Raw genomic sequence first — 24,423 nt, 5'->3', positions numbered from 1 at the left:
CGCGCCGACAGGCCGCCGACACCGGACCGACAGCGCTCGAAGGCTGTCCACAGGTGACCGACACGCGCCGTCGGCGTCGGGTCGGCAGCGGACGCTCACAGGTCGACGGTCGTGCCCCACCCCTCGCGCACGGCGACAGCGTGGGCGACATGTGCCGCGGCCACGTCCAGGGCAGCGTGCCCGGTGGACTTGAACAGCGTCAGTCCTGTCTCGCCCCGGCGGCCGGAGTGCGTACCGGAGAGGACGGAGCCGAGGAGGGTGACGGCCTTCTCCTCGGGCAGGTCCTGCAGCTCGTGCGCGCCTGCCGGCGGTGCGGCGGCGCGGGCGCCGGGCCACTCCGCGAAAAGGAGGGCGTCCCGGACGGTGTCGGCGTCCACCTCGGGGCCGTGGGAGCCACCCACCGAGCTGACATGGGCGCCGGGAGCGAGCCAGTCCCGGCGGATCACCGGACGGACGGCGCCGGTGCAGCAGAACACCACATCGGCACCGCGTACTGCCGTTTCGGCGCTCGGCGCGGGCTCGGCCGCGGGGTGCAGACCGGCGGCGGAGCGGACCCGCCGCGGGTCCCGCCCGGCCACGGTGACGGGTGTCGTGGGATCGAGGAGCGCGAGCAGGGAGATCTGGGCCCGCGCCTGGGCTCCGGCACCGAGAACGGCGATGCGGCCGGGACGGGGCGCGGCCAGGGCGAGGGCGCTGTGGGTCGCTGCCGCGGCCGTCCGTGTCCCGGTGAGGGACTCGGCGTCTAGGAGGGCCAGCGGCCGGCCGTCCTCGGGGTCGAAGAGGGCGACGATGCCACGGTGGCTGCTCCGTCCGGCCTGCGCCGGGTCCGCGAACACGGAGACGAGCTTGGCCGCGAGCCCGAGTCCGGGAACGTAACCGGGCATGACGCCCAGCAGCCCGCCCGGGGCGCGGGCGGCGACGCGCGGTGGTGCGGAGGCCTCGCCCCGGCTGACGGCGATCAGCGCCTGTGCCACGGCGTCCATGACCCGGTGCGGGTCGAGCGCGGCGCGGGTCTGGGCGCGGTCGAGAACGAGGACACCACTCATACCGGTCCGTTCGCGGGTTCGGAGGAGGTTGCGGATGTGGATACGCCCGGGGCGGTCAGGAGCGCTTGCAGCGCGTCGGTGGCCTCGCGCAGGTGCTCCCGCAGTGCGGGGAGGCGGGAGGGCGTGAACTCGGCGTCCAGGCCGACGACGGTCACCGCGCAGACCGGCGCGCCGGACGTCGGTGAGACGGCGCGGCCGAGCGAGGCGACGGGCTGTTCGTTGCGGCCGTGTTCGACGGCGAATCCGGTCCGCTCCGCGCGGGCGATGTCGGCCAGCAGCCCGTCGGGACCCTCCAGCGGGTGCCCGGCCGCTTCGGCGGGACGCAGGTAGGGGGCGCGGGCGGCGGGGGCGAGCGCGGCGACGAGCGCGAGGGGTCCGGCGAACCGGTGGACGGGCAGGCCCTCGCCGATCAGGTCGGTGATCATCGCGAGCCGTTCGGGCCGTACCGCGTCGATCACCCGTGACCGGTCGTCCTCCAGGACCTGGAGGTTGGCCATCATGCCGGTGCGCGCGGACAGTTCGGTGAGCACCGGCCGGGCGATGGCCGTCAGCGAGTTCTGGGCCGCCGACGACGACAGCCGGAGCACCGCGGTGCCGGGCAGATAGCGGTCGCCGGCCCGCAGCACCCATCCCCGGCGCACGAGATCGAGGAGGACGCGGTAGGCGGTCGCGCGGTGCAGTCCGACCTCTTCGGCCAGGTCGGTCAGGCGCGGCGGCTGCGGTGCCCGCGCGACGGCCTCGACCAGGTCCAGGGCCTTGTCCACGGCGGTGCGGGGTGCTTCGGGCAAGTCCGACCACTCCTTGTGGCGTCGGGGGACGGCGGCGTACGGTGATGCGTGTTGCGGGAGACGTTACATCTGTTACGTACAGCGCAACAACCCGGCCCAGACCACCTTGAGTCGGCAGACCAGCCGAGCCGGACGACCACCCGAGCCGGATGAGCACGATGAGCGAGAGGCGAAGATGACGAACGAGGCTTCGGGAGCGCAGGCCCCGCACGCCCCGACACCCGCGGGGACGGTCGCCGTGTATCGCGGTGCCACGCTGTTCGACGGAACCGGACGGCCGCCCCGGCCGTCGACGTCGATCGTCGTCGACGGCGCGACGATCCGGGCCGTCGGTGACGACGCCGAGATCGCCGCCTCCGTGCCCGCCGACGCGCGCGTACACGACCTCGACGGGCGCTTCGTCATGCCGGGCCTGATCGACTCCCACCAGCACATCGCCACACCGCCCGACCGGCCCGCCGCCGAGGCGGTGCTCGACCGCCTCGTCCACAGCGGCGTCACGGCGATCCGGGACATGGCGGACGACCTGCGACAGGTCGGCGACCTCGCGCGGGCCACCCTCGTCGGCGAGATCCCCGGCCCGGACATCCGCTACGCCGCGCTGATGGCGGGACCCGGCTTCTTCGACGACCCGCGCACCCACCAAGTCTCCCAGGGCGAGACCCCGGGCGCCGTGCCGTGGATGCAGGCCATCACCCCGGACACGGACCTGCGCGTGGCGGTGGCCCTGGCGCGCGGCACGCACGCCGCCGCCATCAAGGTGTACGCCGACCTCGACCACGTCACGGTCGCCGCGATCACCGCCGAGGCGCACCGCCAGGGCATCCCCGTCTGGGCCCACGCCGCCGTCTTCCCGGCGACACCCCGACAGGTCGTCGAGGCCGGTGTGGACAGCGTCTCCCATGTCACGCTGCTCGCCTTCGAGGGCGCCGACGAGCCGCTGACGACGTACAAGGACAAACCGAGGGTCGACCACCAGCGGTTCGCCGCCGAGGACGATCCGCACCTCGACGGACTCTTCGCCCTGATGTGCCGCCGCGGAACCGTTCTCGACGCGACCGTCGGCATGTGGGAGAGCGACGAGCTGGCGGGCGAGGGGCCCGAGGACGCGGCACGCGCGCGGGCCAACGCCCGACTCGCCGCGCACATCACGGCTCAGGCGTACCGCGCCGGTGTGGACCTCTCGACGGGCACCGATTACGAGACCGCCCCCGAGGACCCCTTCCCCGCCCTGTTCGAGGAGCTGGCGTTCCTCGTGCGCCGCTGCGGCATCCCGCCCGAGGAGGTGCTGCGCTCGGCCACCCTGATCGGCGCCCGGAGCGCCGGAGCCGAGGACGTCATGGGCAGCGTGGAACCCGGCAAGCTCGCCAACTTCGTCGTCCTGGACGAGAATCCGCTGCTCGACATCGACCACCTGCGCAGCGTCACCCTGACCGTCAAACGAGGACACCGCTTCGAGCGAAGCGCGTACGAGGAAGCCCGATGACCCTCACTCCCATGATCATCAACGCGCTCGGGCAGCTCGACAACCCCAACGCGCCCCGGTCCGCCGAGGCCGCCGCACAGCTCAACCAGACCAGCGAACAACTCACCATCGACGCCCGCACCTTGGCGGACGCCCGCGCCTCGGGCCTCACCGCCGTCAACATCACCCTCGGCTACACCATGGGCGACCTGCCCCCGTACGAGCACACGCTGAACGAGATCGAGGTCTGGGACGGGATCGTGCGGGAGCACGCGTCCGACCTGCTCAAGGTGCGCACGGTCGCCGATCTCCACCGGGCACGGGAATCGGGCCGCATCGGTGTCGTCTACGGCTTCCAGAACGCCGTCGCGGTCGGCGAGGACACCGGCCGCATCGCCACCTTCGCCGAGCTGGGCGTGCGCGTCGTGCAACTCACCTACAACCAGGCCAACCACATCGGGGACGGCTCCATGGCACCGGCCAACCGGGGCCTGAGCGACTTCGGCCGCAGCGTGGTCGAGGCGCTCAACGAACACGACCTGATGGTCGACCTCTCGCACAGCGGAGAGCGCACCTGTCTGGAGGCCGCGGCCCTCTCCCGTACGCCGGTGTCGATCAACCACACCGGATGCCGGGCGCTGGCCGATCTGCCCCGCAACAAGACCGACGAGGAACTGCGGCTGGTCGCCTCGCGCGGGGGGTTCGTCGGCATCTACTTCATGCCGTTCCTCAGCGTGTCCGGTCATGCCACGGCCGCGGACGTCGTCGAGCACATCGACCACGCCGTGAACGTGTGCGGTGAGGACCACGTCGGCATCGGCACCGACGGGCCCGTCACCTCGATCGACGACCTCGACGCCTACCGCGCCGATCTCGCCGAACACGTCGCCCTGCGCCGGGCGGCCGGGGTCGGCGCGGCGGGGGAGCGCGCCGACACGCTCCCCTTCGTCCTCGACCTGCGCGGGGTGGACCAGTTCAGGGAGCTGATCCACCTCCTGGAACGGCGCGGATACCGCTCCGGACGCATCGAGAAGATCCTCGGACGCAACTTCCTCGACTACGCGGACCGGGTGTGGGCGAGAACCACGTGAGGACTACTTGAGCGCCGTCGCGAACAGCGGCACCACGTGCTCCAGCGCGTAGTCGACGGACAGTACGGAGTCCATCGCGAAGGCCGAGCTGATGTTCTTGTCGTCGAAGACGACGGAGTGGCCCTTCTTCACGGACGGTACGGCCTTGAAGAGGGGGTCCGAGCCGATCTTCTTCGCGGTGACGCCGATGGGGGCCATCACGGTCAGGTCGGCGTCGAGGAGGTCGAGGTTCTCCTCCGAGACGGGCACGGAGAACGCGGACCCGGCCTTGGCCTCGATGGCGGGGCTGTTCTCGAATCCCAGCCGCTCGACGAAGTCCACCCGGCCCGTGCCGCGGACGTACGCGCCCCAGGCGGAAGCGGTCCGCGACCCGAGCGTGATGGTCTTGTCCTCGAACTCAGGGTGCGCCTTCGCGGCGTCGCTGAACTTCTTCTCGGTCCCGGCGATCAGCTTCTTGCCGTCGTCGGAGAGGCCTAGGGCCTGGGCGACCATGGTGGTCTGCTTCTCCCAGGAGATCTTGTACTGGTCGCCGCCCTTCGGCACTCCGACGGTCGGCGCGATCTTGCTCAGGGTGTCGTAACGCGTCTGGTCGCCGCTGGACTTGGTGTCCAGGATCAGGTCGGGCTTCAGGGCCGCGATCTTCTCGTACTCGGGCTCCAGCGTGCCTATCTTCTGCGGGCTCTTGTCGTACAGGCCCTCGGCCCAGGGGCCGAGGCCGTCGCCGCCGAAGGCGAGCCAGTCGCTGGCCCCGACCGGCTGCACGCCGAGCGAGAGCGCGGCCTCGGCGTCGCCCCAGCCGAGCGCCACCACGCGCTTGGGCGCCTCGTCCACGGTGACCGTGCCGAACTTGGTGGCGACCTTCGCCGGGAACGCGCCGCCGGACGTCTGCGCGGCGCTGTCCTGGCTGCCGGACTCGTCGGACGAACCGCAGGCGGCCAGCGCTCCCATCAGGGTGAGCGCGAGGGCGCCGGTCAGCAGGCGGGTACGGCCCGGGCGGCGTCGGGAGCCGGAGTCGGCGGGACGAGAGGACATGGTGGGTGCTCTTTCCGGGAGGTTCATCGAGGTACTCGACAGAGGTGAGAAGGGCGAAGGGGTGAGGGGAGGAAGGGGTTCAGGGGCTTAGGAAGGGGACGGGGACGGGGATGGGGCGAGCGGGGTGTCGTCGGCCGGTGGCGCCTTGATGTGGTGCCGCCCCATCGGAACGATCAGGGGTGTGGCCGACGCCGGGTCCGGGACGACCGCGCTGCGCAGCCCGAACACCTCGTGCACCAGGGCCTCGGTGACGATCGCGGTCGGGGTGCCCTCGGCGACGACCCGGCCGTCCTTCATCGCGATGAGGTGGTCGGCGTACCGGCACGCGAGGTTGAGATCGTGCAGGACGACGGCGAGGGTGACACGGCGCTGCCGGTTGAGGTCGGTCAGCAGGTCCAGGACGTCCAGTTGGTGGCTGATGTCGAGGTAGGTGGTGGGCTCGTCCAGCAGCAGGATGTCGGTCTCCTGGGCCAGGGCCATGGCGATCCAGACGCGCTGGCGCTGTCCGCCGGAGAGTTCGTCCAGCGGCCGGTCGGCGAGGTCGAGGACGTCGGTGGCGAGCATGGCCGCGGCGACGGCCTCGGTGTCGGACGCCGTCCAGCGCCGGAACCAGCCCTGGTGCGGATACCGGCCGCGGCCGACCAGATCGGCGACGGTGATGGCTTCCGGCGCGACCGGGGACTGCGGCAGCACGCCCAGGGTGGCGGCCACGTGACGGGTGGGCAGCTCCTGGATGCTGCGGCCGTCGAGGAGAACAGCGCCCGCCGAGGGCACGAGCAGTCGTGCCATCGAGCGCAGCAGCGTGGACTTGCCGCAGGCGTTGGGGCCCACGATGCAGGTGATGCGGCCGGGAGGCAGATCGACGTCGAGCTTCGAGATGATCTCGCGCTCTCCGTATCCGAGCGTGAGGTCCCGGGCCTGAAGGGTGTGCGAGGCGGGCGGGGTGTACGGGATGTGCGGGGCGTGCGGGGAGGTCACCGTCGTCTCCTTGAGGGTGCCGAGCGGTTCACGGACCTCGCCGGAACCTTCGTCCGAGGGGTGCGTCACGGTCAGCCGCCCTTGCCCACGCGGTTGGCGCGTGCGAGCAGCCACAGCAGGTAGGGCGCACCGACGAGGCTGGTCACGATCCCCACCGGCAACTGCGTACCGGGGATGAGGTGCTGGGCCGCGTAGTCGGCGAGGAGGACCAGCGCGGCGCCGACGAGGGCCGAGGGCACCAGCGCCGCGCCGTGCCCGGGGAGCAGGCGCCGGGCGATGGGCGGGGACACGAAGGCGACGAATCCGACGGGTCCGGCAGCCGCCGTCGCCAGACCCGCGAGGGCGGTCGCACAGGCCAGCATCGCCAGTCGGCTGTGTTCGACCCGTGCTCCCAGACCGCCGGCGGCCTCGTCGCCCAACTGCAGCGCGGGCAGGGCGCGCGAGGCCACCAGCGCCAGGGGCAGCAGCACGGCCGCCCCGCCGAACAGGGGCCAGAAGTGCGTCCAGGAACGGCCGTTGAGACTGCCGGTCAGCCAGAGGAAGGCGTTCTGCGCCTCGGTGACGTCGGACCGCGTCATGACGTACGAGACGACGCTCGACAGGCCCGTACCGATGCCGATGCCCACGAGGACCAGGCGGTAGCCGCTGATCCCCTTGCGCCAGGCCAGCAGATACACGGCGGCCCCTGTCAGCAGCGCGCCCACCAGGGCGACCGCCGACAGCGTGATCCCGCTCAGGCCGAGGACCATGCTCGCCAGGACGGCTGCCGCGCTGGCCCCCGCGCTGACACCGATGACATCGGGGCTGGCCAGCGGGTTGCGCAGCAGACCTTGGAACACCGCTCCGGAGAAACCGAAGCAGCTGCCGACCAGCAGGGCCAGCAGGGCTCGCGGCAGGCGCAGTTCGAGGACGACGAACCGGGTTCCCGCGTCGCCGCCCCCGGCCAGGGTGGCGAGGACGTCGGCGAGCGGAATGACGAAGTCGCCGGTGGTGAGGGACAGGGCGAACGCCGCGAGTACGACGGCGAGCAGGATGCCGCTCACGAGGGCGCCACGGGCCTGCCCACGGCGTCGGACGCGGACCAGCCGGGTCACGGCGTCGTGCGTGGCGGCGGGGGAGGGGCGACCGGTCGCGCCGGTCGGCTCCGGGGACGCGGTGGTCGTACCGCCCGCGGACGTGGTCTTACGGTTCACAGTTCGACCACGTTCCGGCGGCGGACGAGCAGGACGAAGGGGATGGCGCCCAGCGCGGCGGTGATCACACCGACCTGCACCTCGCCGGGCCGCGCGATCAGGCGTCCCACGACATCCGCGAAGAGCAGCAGGGCCGGTGCCAGCAGTGCGCTGTAGGGAAGGATCCACTTGTAGTCGGGGCCGGTGATCAGACGTGCCGCGTGCGGAACGGCCAGGCCCAGGAACCCGATCGGCCCCGCGATCGCCGTGGCGGCGCCGCAGAGCAGTACGACGCTCACGGCGCCGGCCAGCCGCACCGCGACGATGCGCTGGCCCAGGCCGCGCGCGATGTCGTCGCCGAGGGCGAGGGCGTTGAGGGAAGGTCCCAGCAGCAGGGCCAGCACTCCGCCGACGGCGATGAAGGGCAGCGCCTGCCACAGGACATCGATGTCACGGCCGTTGAGAGCGCCCACCTGCCAGAACCGGAACTGGTCGAACGTCCGGCTGTCCCTGAGCAGCATGGCGCTGGTCAGGGAGCCCAGCACGGCGGTGGTGGCCGCTCCGGCGAGCGCCAGTTTCACCGGTGTCGCGCCCTCGCGGCCCAGGCTGCCGATGCCGTGGACGAGTACGGCGGCGACACAGGCCCCGAGGAAACCGAACCAGATGTACTGCGCGGGCTCGGTCAGCGACAGGACGCCGATGGCGAAGACGACGGTGACGGAGGCGCCCGCGTTGACACCCAACAGGCCCGGATCCGCCAGGGGGTTGCGCGCGATGCCCTGCATCAGCGCGCCGGCGATGCCGAGCGCCGAACCGGCGAGCAGACCGGCGAGCGTGCGGGGGAGGCGGACCTCCTGGATGATCATCTGGCCGTGGACGGAACGGTCGGGACTGAACACCCCGGCCACCAGGTCGTGCAGGGCCACGTCGCCCGAACCCACTGCGAGACTGAGCGCGCTCATGGCGGCCAGTGCCAGGGCCGCGGCGAGCAGACCCGCGCTCAGGGCGGGTCTGCCGTGACGGCGGCGGACGCGCGCGGTGTCGACGGGTTCGGGCGGGGAGAGGGAGACGGTCACGCGACGCGTATCCGAGGGTGCGTGCCGCGGGTGAACGGCGACGGGGCGAAGCGCACGTGAGGTCGTCCTTGTCCGCCCGCTCGCGGGCAGCGCAGTGGTACGGAACTGCGAGTTCCGTTCAGTAAGGTAAGCCAAACCTAACACCAAGAAAGATGGTGTACACACCCGGTCCGGCGGGAGTCATCTCAGCCGGGCGTGGTCATCTCGGCCTCGGCTCCGGGCCCGCCAGGATCCTGGCCTCGATCCGCTCGTAGTCCTTCTTCCGCCGCTGGGTCTCGCGGCGTCCCGAGACCATCGTGCCGAGCCAGCCGAACGCGAAGCCCAGCGGAATGGAGACCAGGCCGGTCGTGGTGAACGGGAACCAGTTGAAGTCGGCCTGGGGAAAGGCCGCCATGGGTGTCCCGGAGACCAGCCGGGTGCCCGGCATCAGCACGAGGACGGCGAGTGAGCCGCCGATGAGCGTGCTCAGCAGGCCGGTTCGGGTGTAGCGGCGCCAGAAGAGGCTGTAGACCAGCGCGGGGGCGATGGCCGAGGCGGCCAGGCAGAAGGAGAGCGTCGCCAGGGGCTGGAGACTGCGGTGCTGGATGAGGCCCGCCAGCACGATGGTCGGGATTCCTACGGCGAGCGCGGAGACCCGGGCGACGGTCATCTCCCGGACCGGCGAATGAGGGGTGGCGCGGCTGGCGTAGACGTCGTGGGCCAGGGAGTTGGCGCAGGCCAGGATCATGCTGGCGACCGAGGCGAGCAGGGTGAGGAAGATCGCCGCCGTGACCGTGGTGAACAGGAAGGTCTCGGCGCGTGTGACATGGGTGCCGAAGACCGCCCGGGAGCCCAGGAGATAGGCCGTGTTGCCGCGCGGGTCGGCCGAGGTGATCCCGGTCCGTCCGAGGAGCGCGGTCGCCCCGATCGCGACGATGGTGATGATCAGCATGAACAGGGCCACCGACGACACCGCCCAGGACATCGAGCGGCGTACCTGCCGTGCGCTGTCCGCCGTGAACATGCGCATGGTGACGTGGGGCAGACAGGCGCCGCCGAGCACGATGGCGAACTGCGTGCTGATCATGTCAAGGCCGGCGTGCGGACCCCCGGCGAACTGCAGGCCGGAGCGCAGGAACGCCTCGTCCGCCCCGCTGTGTTCGGCGGCCGTGCGGAACAGTTCTCCCGGGTCCCACGCGAAGGCGCGGAGCATCAGGAAGGCGACCACGGACCCCGAGCCGAGGAGCATGACCATCTTCAGGATCTGGATGAGGGCGGTGCCCTTCATCCCGCCGATGGCCGCGTAGGTGATCATCAGGCCGCCGACCCCGATGACACACCCGGTCTTCATGGTGGCGCTGCTGAAGCCGAGGATGAAGGCGAGCAGTTGCCCGGTGCTGGCGAGCTGGACCAGCATCATCGGCATCAGCGAGGCGATGGTCACGACACACGTCGTGATGCGCACGGCACGTCCGGGCATCCGCCGGGCGATGGCGTCCCCCGTGGTGAAACGGCCGGTGTTCCGCAGGGGTTCGGCCAGCAGGAACATCAGGAGCAGCAGGGACAGGAGGGTGCTGAGGGCGAGGACGACACCGTCGTAGCCGCACAGCGCGATGACACCGCCGATGGTGAGGACGGTGGCCGCGGAGATGTAGTCGCCCGCGATGGCGAGGCCGTTGCGCATCGGGGACAGCGAGCGGTAGCCGGTGTAGAACTCGTCGAGATCGTCCCGGTCCGGGCCCGCGATGACGCAGAGCAGCAGGGTCACGGTGACGACGGTGCAGAAGGCGACCAGGGACCAGGTCTGTGCGGTGCCGCTGAACTCCGTCATTGTCCGGGCTCCCGCTCGGCGAGCAGGGCCGTGCGTTGCCGCATACGGCGGGCGAGCGGATCGACGTACCGGCTCGCCGTGTACTCGAAGAGCACGATCGCCAGCCAGGTGACGGGGAGTTGGACCAGGCCGAGCACCATGCCGGTGGACAGGCCGCCGGTGACGGGCTTCGTCATGAAGGACGGGGCGCGGGCGGAGAGGATCAGGAAGGCGGTGAAGTAGGCGAGGACCGTGAAGGTGGCGACCCGGCGCTGTCTGCGGTAGGCCCGGCGCAGAATGCGCAGGTCACGGTGGTGTCCGGGAGTGGAGGGGTGCGTGATGCGCTCGGGTAAGTGTTCTTCGGTGGTGGCCCAGGCGGGCGGGGCGGTGGGGTGCCTGGCCCGGTGGGGCTGCGGGGCGTACGCATCCGAGGGGTCGTCGGACATCCCGGTTCTCCTAGCGCGGCAGGGGTCCGTGGCATGCGCGGACCGCAGGGAGGTGGGGAGAGGTGTTCGATTTCTCGCACGCTATTCGGCGGGACCGTCAAGCGAGGCCTTTTGGTCGATCTGGCTCGTTTGCGCGTGTCAGCGGTGCCGGCCTCGGACGGTGGGCCCGTAAACTGGTGAGAGGTGAGCGTGTAGGGGCAGGTGAGGGCCGGCGGGGGCCGATCGGCGTCTTAGGGGCAAGGGCTTTCGGTCTTCAGGGCGCTTGCCGGGTCGCAGGGCCCCCGCGCCTGGTATCTTCCGGTGTCCCTCATAGGGCTCATGAGTACCCCTCCGCGGGCGCCATGAACCCGTCGCCGTCCCTACTGCCGTCCCTGGGGCGGGAGTTGAGTGCGGAGTCGGGGGAATCGGCCGGAGGTTCCGGTGTGCCGGCCGACGTCGACGAGCGGCCGACCGGCACCGGCGAAGGTCAGGGGCGCGGCCAGGGCCGGCCGCCGAGCCGCTCGATGCCGGTGTTGAAGCGCCGCAGATAGCCGGCGAACTCCGCGATGTCCTCGTCGGACCAGTCGGCCATGACCCGGTCCAGGGAGCCGACGGTCCGCTCGCGCTCCTCGTCGAGGATCCGCGCCCCCTTGTCCGTGATGCGGAATTTGCGGGCCAGTCCGCCGTCGGGGTCGGGAATGCGCTCCGCGAGTCCGGCGCGCATGGCCGAGGCGGTCTGCCGGTTGAGGGTGGAGGCGTCGAGCCCGAACGCGTCGCTCAGCTCACCGATCGACATGGGCCCCTGTACGCGGATACGGCTGAGCAAGATATAGGAACTCCGCTCCAGGACGCTCTCCTTGCTGCGCCCGCCGTGCGCCGCGAGCGCGTGCCTGCTGAGCAGCATCTGCTCGTACTCGACCTCGTACGTCGGCCTGCCCATGTGCCACTGCCTCCCACTGTCCCGAACAGGGCCGACGCGGCACATTTCCGCGCCGGGCCCCGCCCCCATCCTCGCACAGGCTGTGCAATGCGCACATGTCATGCATGATGCATAAGGTATGTACACTGCATTCCCAGTAGTCCGAAAGAGATGCTCCGAAAGAGATGCAAGGAGTCCCTTGATGGGAGCCCCACCGACGTCCCGCCACACCACTGGCGTGATAGCCACGCTGGCCTTCGCCGGCACCACGGCGGCGATCATGCAGACCCTGGTCACGCCGCTCATCGCGGACCTGCCGCAGATCCTGCACAGCTCGTCCTCGAACACGGCGTGGGTGATCACGGTCACCCTGCTGGTGGCGGCTGTCTGTGTGCCCGTCACCGGACGCCTGGGTGACCTGCTGGGCAAGCGGCGGATGCTGCTCGCCTGCTCCGTGCCCCTCATCGTGGGTTCGGTGGTCTGCGCGCTCTCCTCGTCCGTCGTCCCGATGATCGTCGGCCGCGGCCTTCAGGGCATGGGAATGGGCATGGTGCCGCTGGGCATCGCGCTCCTGCGTGACGTGGTCCCGGCCGAGAAGCTCAGCTCCTCCATCGCGCTGGTCAGCGCGTCCATGGGCATCGGCGGCGGTCTCGGCCTGCCGATCGCCGCCGCGGTCGCCCAGTACGCGAGCTGGCGCGTGCTCTTCTGGGGCTCCGCCGTCCTGGCCGTGGCGATCGCCGCCCTGATCTGGTTCCTGATCCCCGACGTCCCCGCCGGGGCCAAGGGGCAGCGCTTCGACGCTCCCGGTGCGATCGGGCTCGGCGTCGGTCTGGTCTGCCTGCTGCTCGCGGTCTCCAAGGGCGCCGAGTGGGGCTGGGGTTCGGCGACGACGCTCGGCCTGTTCGCCGCCGCCGTCGTGGTGCTGCTCGCCTGGGGCGTGTGGGAGACCCGCACCCGGGATCCCCTGGTCGACCTGCGCACCACGGCCCGCCCCCGGGTCCTGCTCACCAACCTCGCCTCGCTCTTCGTCGGCTTCGGCATGTACTCCGGCATGCTGATCGTTCCGCAGCTGCTGCAGTTCCCCGAGGCGACCGGCTATGGCCTGGGCCAGTCGATGCTCGCGGCGGGCCTGTGGATGGCGCCCGGCGGCATCATGATGATGGTCGTCTCCCCGCTCGGCGGAAAGCTGACCGACGCGCGCGGCCCGAAGTTCACGCTGATCTGCGGCATCCTCGTCATCGCCGCCGGCTACGGCGCGTCCCTCGCGCTGATGGGCTCCGCCTGGGGCCTGATGCTCGTCCTCATGATCACCAGCAGCGGTGTGGGCCTTGCCTACGGGGCGATGCCCGCCCTGATCATGAGTTCGGTCCCGCTCTCCGAGACCGCCGCCGCCAACGGCTTCAACACCCTCATGCGCTCGCTCGGCACCTCCGTGGGCGCCGCCGTCGTCGGCGTGGTCCTCTCCCAGATGACCGTCACCATGGGCGGCTTCAACATCACCTCGGAGGACGGCTTCCGTACCGCCCTGATCATCGGCGGCGCCGTCGCCCTGGTGGCCGCCGTCATCGCGGCCCTCATCCCGGCCGCCCGTCCGGTGGCGGCCCACCCGGCCCCTGCCGACCGACTCGACGAGTCCGAGCAGGCCGCGGTGAAGGCCTGACGCCCGTCCGGCACGCAGCGGCCCCGGAACTCCCGCGGGAGTTCCGGGGCCGCCGCGTGCCGGACGTGTCGATCGCGGACCGCGCAGTCTCTTCCGGCCTGCGTCAGTCATGGCAGCCGCCTCATGACGCGCGGTTACGGCCCCGGTAGCGGGGCCACTACGCCCACGCCGGTGTCCAGGTCCCCGCACCGGAGTGTCCACGCGACTCCGAGCAGTGGTGGTCGCGGAGCGTCACGAGCGCCGGGTGGGCGTTGTCGCGATGCCACAACAGCGAGTGCGGATAGACCGGGGTCGGATCCTTCACCGCGAGCCGCCGCAGCCCCTGGTCGGCGGGCCAGCCGAAACCGGTCAGCGCGCCGACGAAGGTGGCCAGCGACGGGGAGTCGGCGAGAGTGTCCAGCAGGGGCTTGACGCCGAAGTCGGGTCCGGTGACCTCGATCGTGAGCCCGAACGCGGCGGCGAGATCGCCGTAATAGGCGGCCCACTCGGTGCCGGGAACGATGCCGGGCATCCAGATCCGGTGACCCGCGAGCTCGGCGGGAGTGACCGCGGCGCCGTCGGCGAGTGGGTGGCCCGGCCCCACGAGCAGCTGGATGGGCTCGTCGAAGGTCCGGGCGACCTCGATACCGGCCGGCAGCTGTCCCCTGGTGACGGCGCGGAAGGACGCGTCGACCGTGCCGGACCGGATCGCGTCGATCGCCGCGTCGGCGTCGAAGAGGGTCACGACATCGAGCCCGATCCCGGGGTGCGCACGATGGAAGTCGCGCACCAGGTTGGCAGGCGCCAGCCGTCGGCCGATCACATCGACGCGCAGTGCGCGGCGGCCGGGCCGGACGGAGTCGAACGCCCGCTCCTCGGCCCGCAGGAGATCGCGGGCGTGGGGCAGGAACGCCTGGCCGTCGACGGTGAGCTTCGCTCCGCGCGAGGTACGGGCGAACAACCGCACCCCGAGGGCCTTCTCCAGCGCGGCCACCCGCTTGGAGACGGCCTGCTGGGTGATCGCCAACTCGTCGGCGGCGTCCTGGAACCGGCCCATGTCCGCTGCGGCCACGAAGGTACGCACGGCATCGAGATCCACACCGACGACCTTAGTGGCACGGCGACTGTCACCAACGCCCGGCGACCCCCACAACCATCGGTTGTGCGGTCCCGGTGATCCGGTTGTTTGATCTCGTGATCTGCTACTCGCTTTGATGCCGACGGTCAGCGTGTGGTCGTTCGGATCGGCGAGGGGTGCATCGGGGATGGCGGGTGGGCGGACGCTGGGGCGGCGCTTCAACTGGTTGTGGGCGGCCTTCGCCGTCAGCTCGTACGGCACGGGGATCGGGTTCGGCGCGTTTCCCCTGATCGCGGTCCTGGTGCTGCACTCCGGACCGGCCCAGGTCGCGACGCTGGCCGCCACGGGCCGGGCCGTGGGCGCCCTGGTGGCGGTGCCGCTCGGCCCATGGGTGGAGTTCCGCCGTAAACGGCCGGTCATGATCGCGATGGACCTGACCCGGTTCGCGGCGCTGATGAGCGTCCCCGCCGCGTTCGCGCTCGGCCGGCTCGGCTTCGCCCAGCTCCTCGCCGTCTCCGTCGTGGTCGCGACGGCCGACATCGCGTTCAGGGCGGCGGGCGGCGCCTATCTGAAGGGACTTCTGCCGCCGGCGGACCTGCTGGCTGCGAACAGCCGGTTCGAGTCCACGACCTGGACCGCGACCATGGTCGGACCACCGCTGGGCGGATACGCGATCGGGCTGTTCGGCCCGGTGACGACCCTGGTGGCGAACGCGGTCAGCTACCTGCTCTCGGCACTGGGCATCCGCGCCATCGGCGGCGGCGGTGAGCCGGTTCCCGCGCGCACCGGTGCGCCGCGGCTGCGGGCCCGCGATCTGCTCGAAGGCTGGCGCCACATCCTCGCCCACCCCGCGCTGCGCCCCCTGTTCCTCAACGCCATCTTGGTCAACGGCCTGATCATGGCCTCCGAGCCGCTGCTCGCCGTACTCCTGCTGGACGGCCTCGGGTTCGCCCCCTGGCAGTACGGCCTGGTGTTCGCGGCGCCCTGCGTCGGAGGCCTGGTCGGCGCACGCCTCGCACACCGGCTCGTGGCGCGCTTCGGTCGGCACCGGGTGCTCCGGACCGCCGGGGCGCTGCGGGCGTGCTGGCCTCTCGGCCTGGCGTTCGTCCAGCCCGGTGTCCCCGGGATCGTTCTCATCATCGTCGTCCAACTCGGCCTGGTGACCTGCTGCGGTGTGTTCAACCCGGTACTGGCCACCTACCGGCTCGATCACACCGACCCCGGCCGGGTCGCCCGCACGCTGACCGCCTGGTCGGTCAGCAGCAGCGCCGCCATCGCGGCCATGACGGCCGCGTGGGGTCTGCTGGCGGCCCTCATCGGCCCCCGTACCGCCATCGCGGTCGCCGGAGTCGTTCTTCTGGCCACCCCGCTGCTGCTCCCGCGCCGCACGGACCGGTACCCGAAAAGCGAAGACCAGTTGACCGGGACCAAGGGTGGGATATAGGGGCAATGCACGCGATGGCATGCAGGAGGAATATGCCTGTACAAGTCTCAATTTGATTGCGTCACAGATCTCGGAGTGACAAGCGGGAGGCGCATACCTAACATTGGCCACCCGCTCACCCCCCGAGGCCATGGCATGACGGAACGTCATGTCCTGTGCCGCCGTCCGCCCCCAGGGTCGGTTCCGGAGCGCGGTAGACACAGGTGCCATGAACTCGGCTCGTCTGCCCGCCCGGACGGTTCTGCGGAAAGGTTCCTGCAACGTGGGCCCCGTACGGGTCCTACGGTCCGAAAGGCGTTCGGTGAACAGCACAGTCAGCCAGTTCAACTACGGAATGATCACTCCGGTCGTCGCGTTCCTGATGGCCTGCGCCGGTGCGGCGCTCGGTCTGCGCTGCACGACACGGTCGGTTCGCATGGGCGCGCGGGGCCGCAGAGGCCCGTGGCTCACACTGGGCGCGATCTGCATCGGATCAGGCATCTGGACGATGCACTTCATCGCCATGATCGGGTTCACCATCGACGGCGCGTCGATCCGGTACGACCCGGCCCTCACGTTCCTCAGCCTCGGTGTCGCGGTGGCCGTGGTCCTGCTCGGCGTGTTCATCGTGGGGTACCGCGGCGCCTCGCCCCTCAATCTGGGCGTGGCCGGTGTGGTCACCGGCGCGGGCGTCGCGGCGATGCACTACATCGGAATGAACGGCATGAAGTTCGCCGGGCACATGACCTTCGACCCCATGACGGTCGGCCTGTCGGTTCTGATAGCCGTCACGGCGGCCACCGCCGCACTCTGGGCCGCCGTGTCCCTGCACACCCTGGCGTCCGCCGCGGCCGCGAGCGTCATCATGGGCGTCGCCGTCACGGGCATGCACTACACCGGCATGGCCGCCATGAGCGTGCACGTCGACGCGGGCTCCAGGGTCCAGGGCCAGTCCTCGATGGACCTGCTCTTCTCCCTGATCCCCATGGTGGGCGGACCGATCGTCGTACTGGTCCTGGCGGCCGTGATCGTCATGTTCGATCCCGACATGCTGGTCGGCAACGAACCCGTACAGAACCTCCAGGCCCATGAGTCCGAGTCCGCGCCCGTCGCGGACGCGCGACCCACCGCGTCCTGGCCCTCACTCTGACCCTGGGCCGACGCCCATGCCCGGCAGCGACGGGTGGGCGTGGGCCCTTCGCAGGAGTTGCGCGGCGCCGCGGACCGCCGCGGTGTGCGGGGCAGGCACGGGCCGCGCGGGAGCGTGGAGCCGGCCGGCGAGGCGGTACGTGATGTCGGGGCGCAGGGCGCCTCCGCCCGCCAGGAGCACACCCCGCCGGAGGGCGTCGAGCGTCACGGGGGTGCGGTCCTGTTCCAGCATGCCGGTCACCATGGCGACGATGGCGTCGGCTATCAGCGCGGGTGGCGTGTGTCCGTCCAGGTCGCCGGTGCCCAGCACGGTGTGGCGGGCGTCCACCACACCGCCGTCGGCGAGCAGCGTGACCTCGGTGAGATGGGCCCCGATGTCCACGACGAGCAACGGGCGGGTCAGGTCGGCGTCCACGGCCACGGCCACGGCGCGTGCGGTGGGAACCGTCAGCACCGTACGCGGGCGCAGGACCTCGACGGCGGTGCGGGCCTTTGCCCGGTAGGCGACACCGCCCAGCACGGGTGTCGTGAGGATGAGCAGCGGGCGGCCGGGACGGGGCAGCCGGTGGCCGAGCAGCCGGTCCAGCATCCGGGAGGTACCGGGGGTGTCGACGATGGCGCCGCGCTGTATGGGGTACGTGGCGCCGCCGCCGGGGAAGGTCACCGTGGGCACGTCGAGGATCATCCGGCGTCCGGACGTCCAGGCACGGGTGCGGGCGCTGCCCAGGTCGAGGGCGATGCCCGAGCAGTGCCGGCACCAGGGCCAGGAGCGGTGCCGGCCCGCGAGGCGGCGGGCGTCTCGTGCGGTGGTCATCGTCCGGCCTCCCTGACCTGCTGGCACCGGGTGCAGTAGCGGCCGTGCGGCACCACCGTCAGTCGTGCGCGGCCGATGGGCACCCGGCACACATCGCAGATGCCGTAGCCGCCCCGGTCCATGCGCGCGAGCGCGGCCTCGATGTCGGCGAGGACCACACGGGCGGAGGCGGCGAGCTGGCCGCGGACCTCGGCCTGGGGGCCGGCCCGGCGGTCGCACGGCGCGTCGGCGCCGTTCGTGGCGGAGGCCGGGAGCTGTTGTGCCGGCCGCAGTTGTTTCAGCTGCTCCTGGCGGAACGCGCGTTGCTCATACAGGTTCTCGCGCAGCGCGGCGAGGTCGTCGGCCGACAGGGTCGTGTCGCGGTCGTCGATGATTCGGTCGGTCACCATGTCACCCCCAGGGCAGGACGGATATCGGAGGTCGGACCGGCTGTCGTCAGGCGGTGTCGCGTCGGCAGGGGACGCAGAACCGCGTGTACGGCAGGATCTCCAGTCGCTCGACCGGAATGGGTTCGGCGCAGTCGAGGCAGCTGCCGTAGTTGCCGTCCCGGACACGGGTGAAGGCGGCCTCGACCTCGGCAAGGACCCGCCGGACGGTGTCCTTCTGCGCGGACACCACGTGTTCCTCCGCGTCCGCCCCCGCCTCGTCGAGGGCCCGCAGTTGTGTGAGGCGGGAGTTGCGTTCGTGTTCGAGGCGCTGGAGGGCTTCGTGCGTCGGCAGGCGCTCAAGCCGGGTTCCGGGCCGGGGTGTGTCGAGTGACATGGCGGGTCCTTCTTGACGAGGATGAACCTTGACGAGGGTCAGGATCCAGGTGGGTCGGTCCTGTCCCACCCTGGCCGGTGCGCCGTACGAATCCCATCGGGCGCGATACCCATCCGCGGCCGGTTCCGGGACCCATCGGGCAGTGGGCAGTCCGGATCGCGGAAATGGGCATTGTTGCCCATCGACGGTGGAACCGGGAGCAGGCAGGCTTGGGCGGAAGATCGTCGCACGAGGAAAGGCGTCATCCCGTTGTCCCTGTTCTGGCGGATCTTCGCGCTCAACGCGGTGGTGCTCGGAATCGCCACCGCGCTGCTGCTGCTGGCTCCGGTGACCGTCTCCGTGCCGGTGGTGCTGACCGAGGCGGTCATCCTCGTCTCCGGCCTGGCCGTCATGCTGGTCGCCAACGCGGCCCTGCTGCGGATCGGCCTGGCCCCGCTGGAGCGGCTCACCCGGCTGATGACCACCGTCGACCTGCTGCGGCCCGGGCAGCGGCTGCCGGAACACGGCCGCGGCGAGACCGCCGAACTGATCCGCGCCTTCAACGCCATGGTCGAGCGCCTCGAACACGAACGGGCCACCAGCAGCGCCCGCGTCCTGGTCGGGCAGGAGGCGGAGCGGCGCCGTATCGCCCAGGAACTGCACGACGAGGTGGGCCAGAGCATGACCGCGATCCTGCTGGTCCTCAAACGCGCGGCGGACGAAGCCGAGGAGCCCCTGCGCGGCGAACTGCGGCAGGTGCAGGAGATCACCCGGGGGAGCCTGGACGAGGTGCGCCGTGTGGTACGCCGACTGCGGCCGGGCGTGCTGGAGGATCTGGGCCTCATCAGCGCGCTGACCTCGCTGACCACCGAGTTCGCCACCCACGCCGGTCTGCGCGTGGTGCGGCGCTTCGACCCCGGCCTGCCCATGCTGGCCCCGCAGACGGAACTGGTCCTGTACCGCGTCGCCCAGGAGGCCCTGACCAACACGGCCCGCCACGCCGAGGCCGGCCGGGTCGAGGTGAGCCTGCACCACGTCGGCGGGAAGGTGGTGCTGGACGTCAGCGACGACGGCCGCGGCTCCGGCGTCGCCCGCGAAGGGGCGGGCATCCGCGGAATGCGCGAGCGGGCCCTGCTGATCGGCGCCACGCTGGATGTCACCTCCGAGCCGGACGCGGGTACGCAGGTCCGGCTGACCGTGCCCGTCCTCTAGGAAGCAGCCATGACCACGCCCGACACTCCCTTGATCCGTATCCTCCTCGCCGACGACCACGCGCTGGTACGCCGCGGAGTGCGGCTCATCCTCGACGGGGAACCGGACCTCCAGGTCGTCGCCGAGGCCGGGGACGGCGCCCAGGCCGTCGAGCTGGCCCGCACCCAGGAGGTCGACCTGGCCGTACTGGACATCGCCATGCCCCGGATGACGGGTCTGCAGGCCGCCCGCGAGCTCGCCGCGCTGAAGCCCGGCGTGCGGGTGCTGATGCTGACGATGCACGACAACGAGCAGTACTTCTTCCAGGCACTGAAGGCGGGCGCCAGCGGATACGTGCTGAAGTCCGTGGCCGACCGCGACCTGGTGGCCGCCTGCCGGGCCGCCATGCGCGACGATCCCTTCCTGTACCCGGGCGCGGTCACCGCGCTGATCCGCAACTACCTCGACCGGGTCCGCCACGGCGAGGAGCCGCCCGGCCAGGTGCTGAGCGCACGCGAGGAGGAGGTCCTCAAACTCGTGGCCGAGGGCCACTCCTCGAAGGAGATCGCCGAGATGCTGTTCATCAGCATCAAGACGGTCCACCGGCACCGGGCGAACGTGCTGCACAAGCTCGGCCTGCGCGACCGCCTGGAACTCACCCGCTACGCCATCCGTGTCGGCCTGACAGAAGCCTGAACTCCCGGGCGCTCAGGCGGCGGAGGACCCGCCGGGGAGGCCGGCCGCGCCGTTGGCACCGGAAGCGCCGGCGTGGGCACCGGATGCGCCGGCTTCGCCCCTGACCGCGATGAGTTGGGCGTGCAGTCCGGCCAGACCTTCGGCCAGCGCGTGCCGTTCGGCGTCGGACATGGCGTCCATGGCCTGGCGGAGCATGGTCTCGCGCTGCTCACGTACGCGCCGCAGATGGGTTCTTCCCGCCGCGGTCAGCCGGAGGGTGACCTCCCGTCCGCTGGCGGGACACGGCAGCCGCTCCAGAAAGCCGATGGCCTGCAGACGGTCGCAGAGCCGGCTGACCGAAGGAGGCGCGGCGGCGAGCTGCTCGCACACGACCCGCATCCGTACCCCCTCCTCGCTTTCGACGAGGTACATAAGGCGCAGTTGGGAGGGAGAGGCCGGAGCCCCGGCGGTGGCTCGTCCGGTCCGCTCCCACATCAGGTCGAGGAGCTCGGTGACGCCCCCGGCGGACCGGGCGGCCTCGCGCGAGGCGAAGTCTGGTGTTGGCATGGGCTCCCCGTCGGTGTGCGGCTTCCGCGCCGCGGACGGCCGGCGGGGAAGGACGTCAGGTGGTGCTGTCCGGTCCGGTGGGGCGGGCCGTCATCGCTTCCCCGCTCGTGCGGGGATCCTCTCCCGTACCGAGGGAGGAGTTCGCGGTGCCGGTGGGGGACGTCGTGAGGTACTCCAGGCTACCGGTGATGGTCAGCAGCCGCTCCAACGTGGTCGGACGGTCGTCCAGATGGAGCCGGACACCGGCCTGATCGACGTGGCGGCGGATCATCAGCAGGACGGACAGGCCCATGGAGTCGACATTGTCGAGCCCGCCACAGTGCAGATGCAGGTCGTGCAGACGCGGGTGCGCGGTGAGGACGGCGATGACGGCGGTCAGGAGACTGTCGGCGGTCTCGTAGTCGAGCTCTCCGTCGAGTTCGATCCGGACCGTGTCCTCGGTGTCGACCGTGGTGAGACGCAGATGGGCGGGGGGCAGCATGGTCATGAGCGGCTCTCGGCGGTGCTGTGGTCGACAGGGGTGAAGGCCTCGGCGCCGCGTTCGAGGATGCGGGTGGCCCGCGGGAAGTCCTTGAGCTCACGGGCCAGGACGGCCAGGGTCGGCGGCAGGCTGCTCGCGGGTACGCCGCGGGCGGTGAGGATCTGTGCGGTCCAGGTGATGAACCCGGCGAAGAGGTCCTCGTCGCCGAGGTACAGGGCGGTGGCGAGGAAGTCCACGATGTGCGCGAGGTCCTCGGCTGTGCGCTCAAGCTGCACTTCGCTGTACGTACGCATGGCGGGGAACGCGTCCTGGAGGGCCGTGAAGACGCCGCGCACCAGCGAGGCGCTGTTGCGGGTGATCAGGGTGTATTCCTGGTCGGCCAGGTGGGGCAGGTCGTCCATCTGCTGGTGGTCGCCCCGCGGACGGGGCAGCGGCCCCAGGGCGAGCCGGTCGGCCGCGGCGCGGGCGTCGGGCGCCCACGCGTCGGCGTCCAGCAGAGAGGCGTAACGGCCGTCCGGCCCGAAGGCGGCGCCTCCGACGAGTACGGGAACGCCGATGGCCTGGCAGGCGGTGATCGCGGCGTGCGCGGTGGGCAGCCGGGTGGCGATGGAGCTGGAGAGGGCGACCGCGTCGGAGTCGGTGCGGTGCAGATGGGCGATGAGGTGCGGGGCGGGCACCTGGGCGCCGAGGTAGTCCACCTGCCAGCCGCGCAGGGTCAGCACCTCGGCGAGGAGGCGGGCGGGCAATGCGTGCCATTCGCCGTCGACACAGGCCACCGTGATCCTGCCGCGAGTGGGCGTGGTGCGCGCGGCAGGATGCAGGGAGAGCGCGACGACGGCCCGCTCGTTGATGGCGGTCGCCGCGTGTTCCTGGGCCACGCCGATGCGGTTGGCGGCCCATTCCTCACCCACCTTGCCCTGTACGCGGGCGATGACGTCCAGCAGTACGCTCTCCGGGTCGACACCGCGCTCCAGGGCGCCCAGCACCACCTCGACGGCCGTGTACTCGTCGGCCACGGAGACGGCGTCCCACAGCTCGTCGGCCAACTGCTCGACGGCGGGTTCACCCGTCGCTGCGACGGTCCCGGCGGCGGTTTCGCTGACGGTCCTGGTGGTGGGAGGCCGGTGCGGCGTACGGGTGCTCATGCGGTGAACCTGCCCCGGGTGTGGCCGTTCACCGCACTGAGGTGGTGCGTTCGAGGCGCGGAGATGACGACGACGGCCATGTCGTCGTGGCGTCCCTTGCCGACCCACTGGGCGGCGAGCATCTGGACGCGTTCCACGATGCTCTCGGACGGCATGCCCACGCATTCCGACAGGACGCGCTTGAGCCGTTCCTCGCCGAACTGGACGCCGCCCATCGGCCCGCCCTCGGCCTCCGTGATCCCGTCGGTGTAGAGCACGCACGATTCCCCGGGCGCGAGGGTGAGGGCGGTGGTGTGGGCGGGGGCCTCCGGCATGGCGCCCACCAGGGTGCCGCGGGTCTCGGCCTCCTCCACCGTGCCGGTGGCGCGCACGATCAGCGGGGTCAGATGTCCGGCACTGGTCAGCCGCAGGCTCACCGCGTTGCCCTCCCGTACGGCGGAGGCCAGGACCAGGGTCACGAACCGGGCGTGGTGGGAGTTGAGCAGCGCGGTGTTCAGCAGGCTGATCATCCGCTGATGGTCGTCGGCCAGGGGAAGCAGCGCGTGCAGGGTGTTGCGGATCTTCCCGGTCAGTACGGCCGCTTCCAGCCCCTTGCCGCACACGTCCCCCAGTGCGACCAGTGACGCCTCGCCCTCGACGGCGGCCGGGTGCACGTCGTAGAAATCGCCGCCGACCCGTTCGTGGTCCGCCGAAGGCCGGTAGCCGCCGGCGTAGTCCACGCCCGAGATCTGGTGGAGCGAGGGCGGCAGCAGCTCGCGCATCAGCACCTCGGTGATCGAGGTCTGCTCCGCGTACAGGCGGGCGGCCGACATCGCGGCCCCGGCACGCGCGGCGAACAGCCGGGCGAAGACCTCCTCGCTGTCGGTGAACGCCGCCCCGCCCGATCGGCGCAGCAGGACGAGGGCACCGGCCGGGACGCCGTGGCCGGGCAGCGGGGTGATCACTATCGAGCCGACCGTGCCGAAACCCTCGGGCACCATCCAGACCGGCGCGGTGGACGGATCGATCCACCGCGAGGGCACCGGCGGGAATCCGCGCAGTGCCTCACCGAGCCCCGGCACGTCGTCGGGGTCCACCGATTCGTGGGCCAGCACGGGGGTGCCCCCGCGCAGGCAGGTCACCACCGGCAGCCGTCGCCCGTGTGTCGGCGCGATCACCAGTGCCGCGTCGGCGAGATGCTCCGCGGCCAGCTGTGCGGTCACATCCATGCAGCGTCCCAGGTTGAGGGAGGAGAGCAGCGTGCTGGACGCCTCGGACAGGAACGCGGTCCGCTTCCGTTCCATGCGCAGAGCCTTCCGCGCGAGCAGGTGATCGGTGTCGTCGACCAGCCACCAGGCCACCGTGCCGTCGTCCCGCGGGCTGGGATGGGCCTCGAAGGTGCGCTCTCCGATCTCACCCGTCACCGGCGCGTCCGCCTCCGGGCCGGTGGGTGAACCAGGTGCGGATGCCCGTCCAGGTGTCCGCAACGCGTCGTGCGCCGCCGACAGCCAGGCCGGGACCGCGTCCGCGAAGCGTGTACCGGGCCGGATCCCGGGCAGCAGAACGTGCGCGGCATCGTTGTGCAGCACGACCTCGCCCTGGTCGTCAGCGACCAGGACGGGATACGGGGCATCGCCCCACAGGGACGCCTGCTGCGTGCCGGCACCGGTTTGCGCTTGGGTGGAGACCAAAAATAGAGGACCCGCTGGGCGAATCCCTCACCTCACAACTCGTGGAAAACATTGCCTCACGGCAACAAT

At 71.3% G+C, this 24,423-nt stretch carries 24 protein-coding genes; 7 read left to right on the top strand and 17 right to left on the bottom strand.

Translation table 11 applies throughout. From position 1 onward, the window contains the following. Positions 1-95: 95 nt before the first annotated feature. Positions 96-1,046, bottom strand: coding sequence for an ornithine cyclodeaminase family protein (locus ACH4DZ_RS01660; protein ID WP_398284875.1), 951 nt, complete (start codon positions 1,044-1,046; stop codon positions 96-98). Next, entirely contained in the window at positions 1,043-1,834 is a 792-nt protein-coding gene (locus ACH4DZ_RS01655) for an IclR family transcriptional regulator (protein WP_398284874.1), read from the bottom strand. The genes ACH4DZ_RS01660 and ACH4DZ_RS01655 overlap by 4 nt, the downstream gene beginning before the upstream one ends. A 175-nt stretch (positions 1,835-2,009) precedes the next feature. On the opposite strand from ACH4DZ_RS01655, the gene ACH4DZ_RS01650 reads away from it, so the two are divergent. After that, positions 2,010-3,320, top strand: coding sequence for an amidohydrolase family protein (locus ACH4DZ_RS01650; RefSeq protein ID WP_398284873.1), 1,311 nt, complete (start codon positions 2,010-2,012; stop codon positions 3,318-3,320). Beyond that, positions 3,317-4,390 (top strand): dipeptidase, encoded by a 1,074-nt coding sequence (locus ACH4DZ_RS01645; RefSeq protein WP_398284872.1) that lies wholly within the window; start codon positions 3,317-3,319, stop codon positions 4,388-4,390. The genes ACH4DZ_RS01650 and ACH4DZ_RS01645 overlap by 4 nt, the downstream gene beginning before the upstream one ends. 3 nt (positions 4,391-4,393) lie before the next feature. Here the strand turns inward: ACH4DZ_RS01645 and ACH4DZ_RS01640 are convergent, their stop codons facing one another. The 7 genes from ACH4DZ_RS01640 to ACH4DZ_RS01610 form a co-directional block, all read right to left on the bottom strand. Next, entirely contained in the window at positions 4,394-5,422 is a 1,029-nt protein-coding gene (locus ACH4DZ_RS01640; RefSeq protein WP_398284871.1) for an iron-siderophore ABC transporter substrate-binding protein, read from the bottom strand. An 87-nt stretch (positions 5,423-5,509) separates the two neighbouring features. After that, the gene (locus ACH4DZ_RS01635; protein ID WP_398285441.1) at positions 5,510-6,400 is read right to left on the bottom strand and encodes an ABC transporter ATP-binding protein; all 891 of its coding nucleotides are present in this window, start codon (positions 6,398-6,400) and stop codon (positions 5,510-5,512) included. Between the two features lie 71 nt (positions 6,401-6,471). Further along, complete coding sequence (locus ACH4DZ_RS01630; protein WP_398284870.1) at positions 6,472-7,593, bottom strand: FecCD family ABC transporter permease; 1,122 nt, start codon at positions 7,591-7,593, stop codon at positions 6,472-6,474. Then, positions 7,590-8,534: a FecCD family ABC transporter permease gene (locus ACH4DZ_RS01625; RefSeq protein ID WP_398285440.1), complete on the bottom strand. Its 945-nt coding sequence runs from the start codon at positions 8,532-8,534 to the stop codon at positions 7,590-7,592. Before ACH4DZ_RS01625 ends, ACH4DZ_RS01630 begins: the two co-directional genes overlap by 4 nt. Positions 8,535-8,847: 313 nt before the next feature. Continuing rightward, on the bottom strand, positions 8,848-10,458 hold the full coding sequence (locus tag ACH4DZ_RS01620) for a cation acetate symporter (RefSeq protein WP_398284869.1): 1,611 nt from the start codon (positions 10,456-10,458) through the stop codon (positions 8,848-8,850). Next, positions 10,455-10,883 (bottom strand): DUF485 domain-containing protein, encoded by a 429-nt coding sequence (locus ACH4DZ_RS01615; protein ID WP_398284868.1) that lies wholly within the window; start codon positions 10,881-10,883, stop codon positions 10,455-10,457. The genes ACH4DZ_RS01620 and ACH4DZ_RS01615 overlap by 4 nt, the downstream gene beginning before the upstream one ends. Positions 10,884-11,349: 466 nt before the next feature. Beyond that, the gene (locus ACH4DZ_RS01610) at positions 11,350-11,802 is read right to left on the bottom strand and encodes a MarR family winged helix-turn-helix transcriptional regulator (RefSeq protein WP_398284867.1); all 453 of its coding nucleotides are present in this window, start codon (positions 11,800-11,802) and stop codon (positions 11,350-11,352) included. Positions 11,803-11,983: 181 nt separating this feature from the next. Between ACH4DZ_RS01610 and ACH4DZ_RS01605 the strand changes: the two genes are divergently transcribed. Next, positions 11,984-13,441, top strand: coding sequence for an MFS transporter (locus ACH4DZ_RS01605; protein WP_398284866.1), 1,458 nt, complete (start codon positions 11,984-11,986; stop codon positions 13,439-13,441). A gap of 157 nt (positions 13,442-13,598) precedes the next feature. Here ACH4DZ_RS01605 and ACH4DZ_RS01600 read toward each other — a convergent pair whose 3' ends face one another. After that, positions 13,599-14,519, bottom strand: a complete 921-nt coding sequence (locus ACH4DZ_RS01600; RefSeq protein WP_398284865.1) for a LysR family transcriptional regulator — start codon at positions 14,517-14,519, stop codon at positions 13,599-13,601. Positions 14,520-14,685: 166 nt separating this feature from the next. Between ACH4DZ_RS01600 and ACH4DZ_RS01595 the strand changes: the two genes are divergently transcribed. Together ACH4DZ_RS01595 and ACH4DZ_RS01590 are read left to right on the top strand one after the other, a co-directional pair. Further along, entirely contained in the window at positions 14,686-15,942 is a 1,257-nt protein-coding gene (locus ACH4DZ_RS01595) for an MFS transporter (RefSeq protein ID WP_398284864.1), read from the top strand. A 301-nt stretch (positions 15,943-16,243) separates the two neighbouring features. Continuing rightward, a complete protein-coding gene (locus tag ACH4DZ_RS01590; RefSeq protein ID WP_398284863.1) occupies positions 16,244-17,071 on the top strand; it encodes an MHYT domain-containing protein in 828 nt (275 codons plus the stop codon). Here ACH4DZ_RS01590 and ACH4DZ_RS01585 read toward each other — a convergent pair. From ACH4DZ_RS01585 to ACH4DZ_RS01575, 3 genes are read right to left on the bottom strand one after another with little or no spacing between them, the layout of a single operon-like run. Continuing rightward, positions 17,063-17,884, bottom strand: a complete 822-nt coding sequence (locus tag ACH4DZ_RS01585) for a hypothetical protein (protein ID WP_398284862.1) — start codon at positions 17,882-17,884, stop codon at positions 17,063-17,065. The genes ACH4DZ_RS01590 and ACH4DZ_RS01585 overlap by 9 nt on opposite strands. Beyond that, on the bottom strand, positions 17,881-18,273 hold the full coding sequence (locus ACH4DZ_RS01580; RefSeq protein WP_398284861.1) for a TraR/DksA family transcriptional regulator: 393 nt from the start codon (positions 18,271-18,273) through the stop codon (positions 17,881-17,883). The genes ACH4DZ_RS01585 and ACH4DZ_RS01580 overlap by 4 nt, the downstream gene beginning before the upstream one ends. Positions 18,274-18,319: 46 nt before the next feature. Further along, positions 18,320-18,646 carry a TraR/DksA family transcriptional regulator gene (locus ACH4DZ_RS01575; protein ID WP_398284860.1) on the bottom strand — a complete coding sequence of 109 codons (327 nt, stop codon included), beginning with the start codon at positions 18,644-18,646 and terminating at the stop codon, positions 18,320-18,322. Between the two features lie 249 nt (positions 18,647-18,895). Between ACH4DZ_RS01575 and ACH4DZ_RS01570 the strand changes: the two genes are divergently transcribed. Next, positions 18,896-19,837, top strand: a complete 942-nt coding sequence (locus ACH4DZ_RS01570; RefSeq protein ID WP_398284859.1) for a HAMP domain-containing sensor histidine kinase — start codon at positions 18,896-18,898, stop codon at positions 19,835-19,837. Between the two features lie 9 nt (positions 19,838-19,846). Further along, positions 19,847-20,512 (top strand): response regulator, encoded by a 666-nt coding sequence (locus ACH4DZ_RS01565; RefSeq protein ID WP_398284858.1) that lies wholly within the window; start codon positions 19,847-19,849, stop codon positions 20,510-20,512. Positions 20,513-20,524: 12 nt separating this feature from the next. On the opposite strand, the gene ACH4DZ_RS01560 is transcribed toward ACH4DZ_RS01565, so the two are convergent. The 4 genes from ACH4DZ_RS01560 to ACH4DZ_RS01545 are packed head-to-tail and all read right to left on the bottom strand — an operon-like array spanning position 20,525 to position 24,354. Then, entirely contained in the window at positions 20,525-21,058 is a 534-nt protein-coding gene (locus ACH4DZ_RS01560; protein ID WP_398284857.1) for a MarR family winged helix-turn-helix transcriptional regulator, read from the bottom strand. 55 nt (positions 21,059-21,113) lie between these two features. Further along, on the bottom strand, positions 21,114-21,545 hold the full coding sequence (locus ACH4DZ_RS01555; protein ID WP_398284856.1) for an STAS domain-containing protein: 432 nt from the start codon (positions 21,543-21,545) through the stop codon (positions 21,114-21,116). Further along, positions 21,542-22,684 carry a B12-binding domain-containing protein gene (locus tag ACH4DZ_RS01550; protein WP_398284855.1) on the bottom strand — a complete coding sequence of 381 codons (1,143 nt, stop codon included), beginning with the start codon at positions 22,682-22,684 and terminating at the stop codon, positions 21,542-21,544. The genes ACH4DZ_RS01555 and ACH4DZ_RS01550 overlap by 4 nt, the downstream gene beginning before the upstream one ends. Next, positions 22,681-24,354, bottom strand: coding sequence for a PP2C family protein-serine/threonine phosphatase (locus tag ACH4DZ_RS01545; protein WP_398284854.1), 1,674 nt, complete (start codon positions 24,352-24,354; stop codon positions 22,681-22,683). Before ACH4DZ_RS01545 ends, ACH4DZ_RS01550 begins: the two co-directional genes overlap by 4 nt. Positions 24,355-24,423: the final 69 nt, after the last annotated feature.

The sequence above is a fragment of the Streptomyces sp. NPDC017991 genome (genome assembly GCF_044328075.1).
GTDB lineage: Bacteria > Actinomycetota > Actinomycetes > Streptomycetales > Streptomycetaceae > Streptomyces.
Note: the sequence above shows the minus strand (reverse complement) of the source record. Positions and strands in the feature narration are given on the sequence as shown.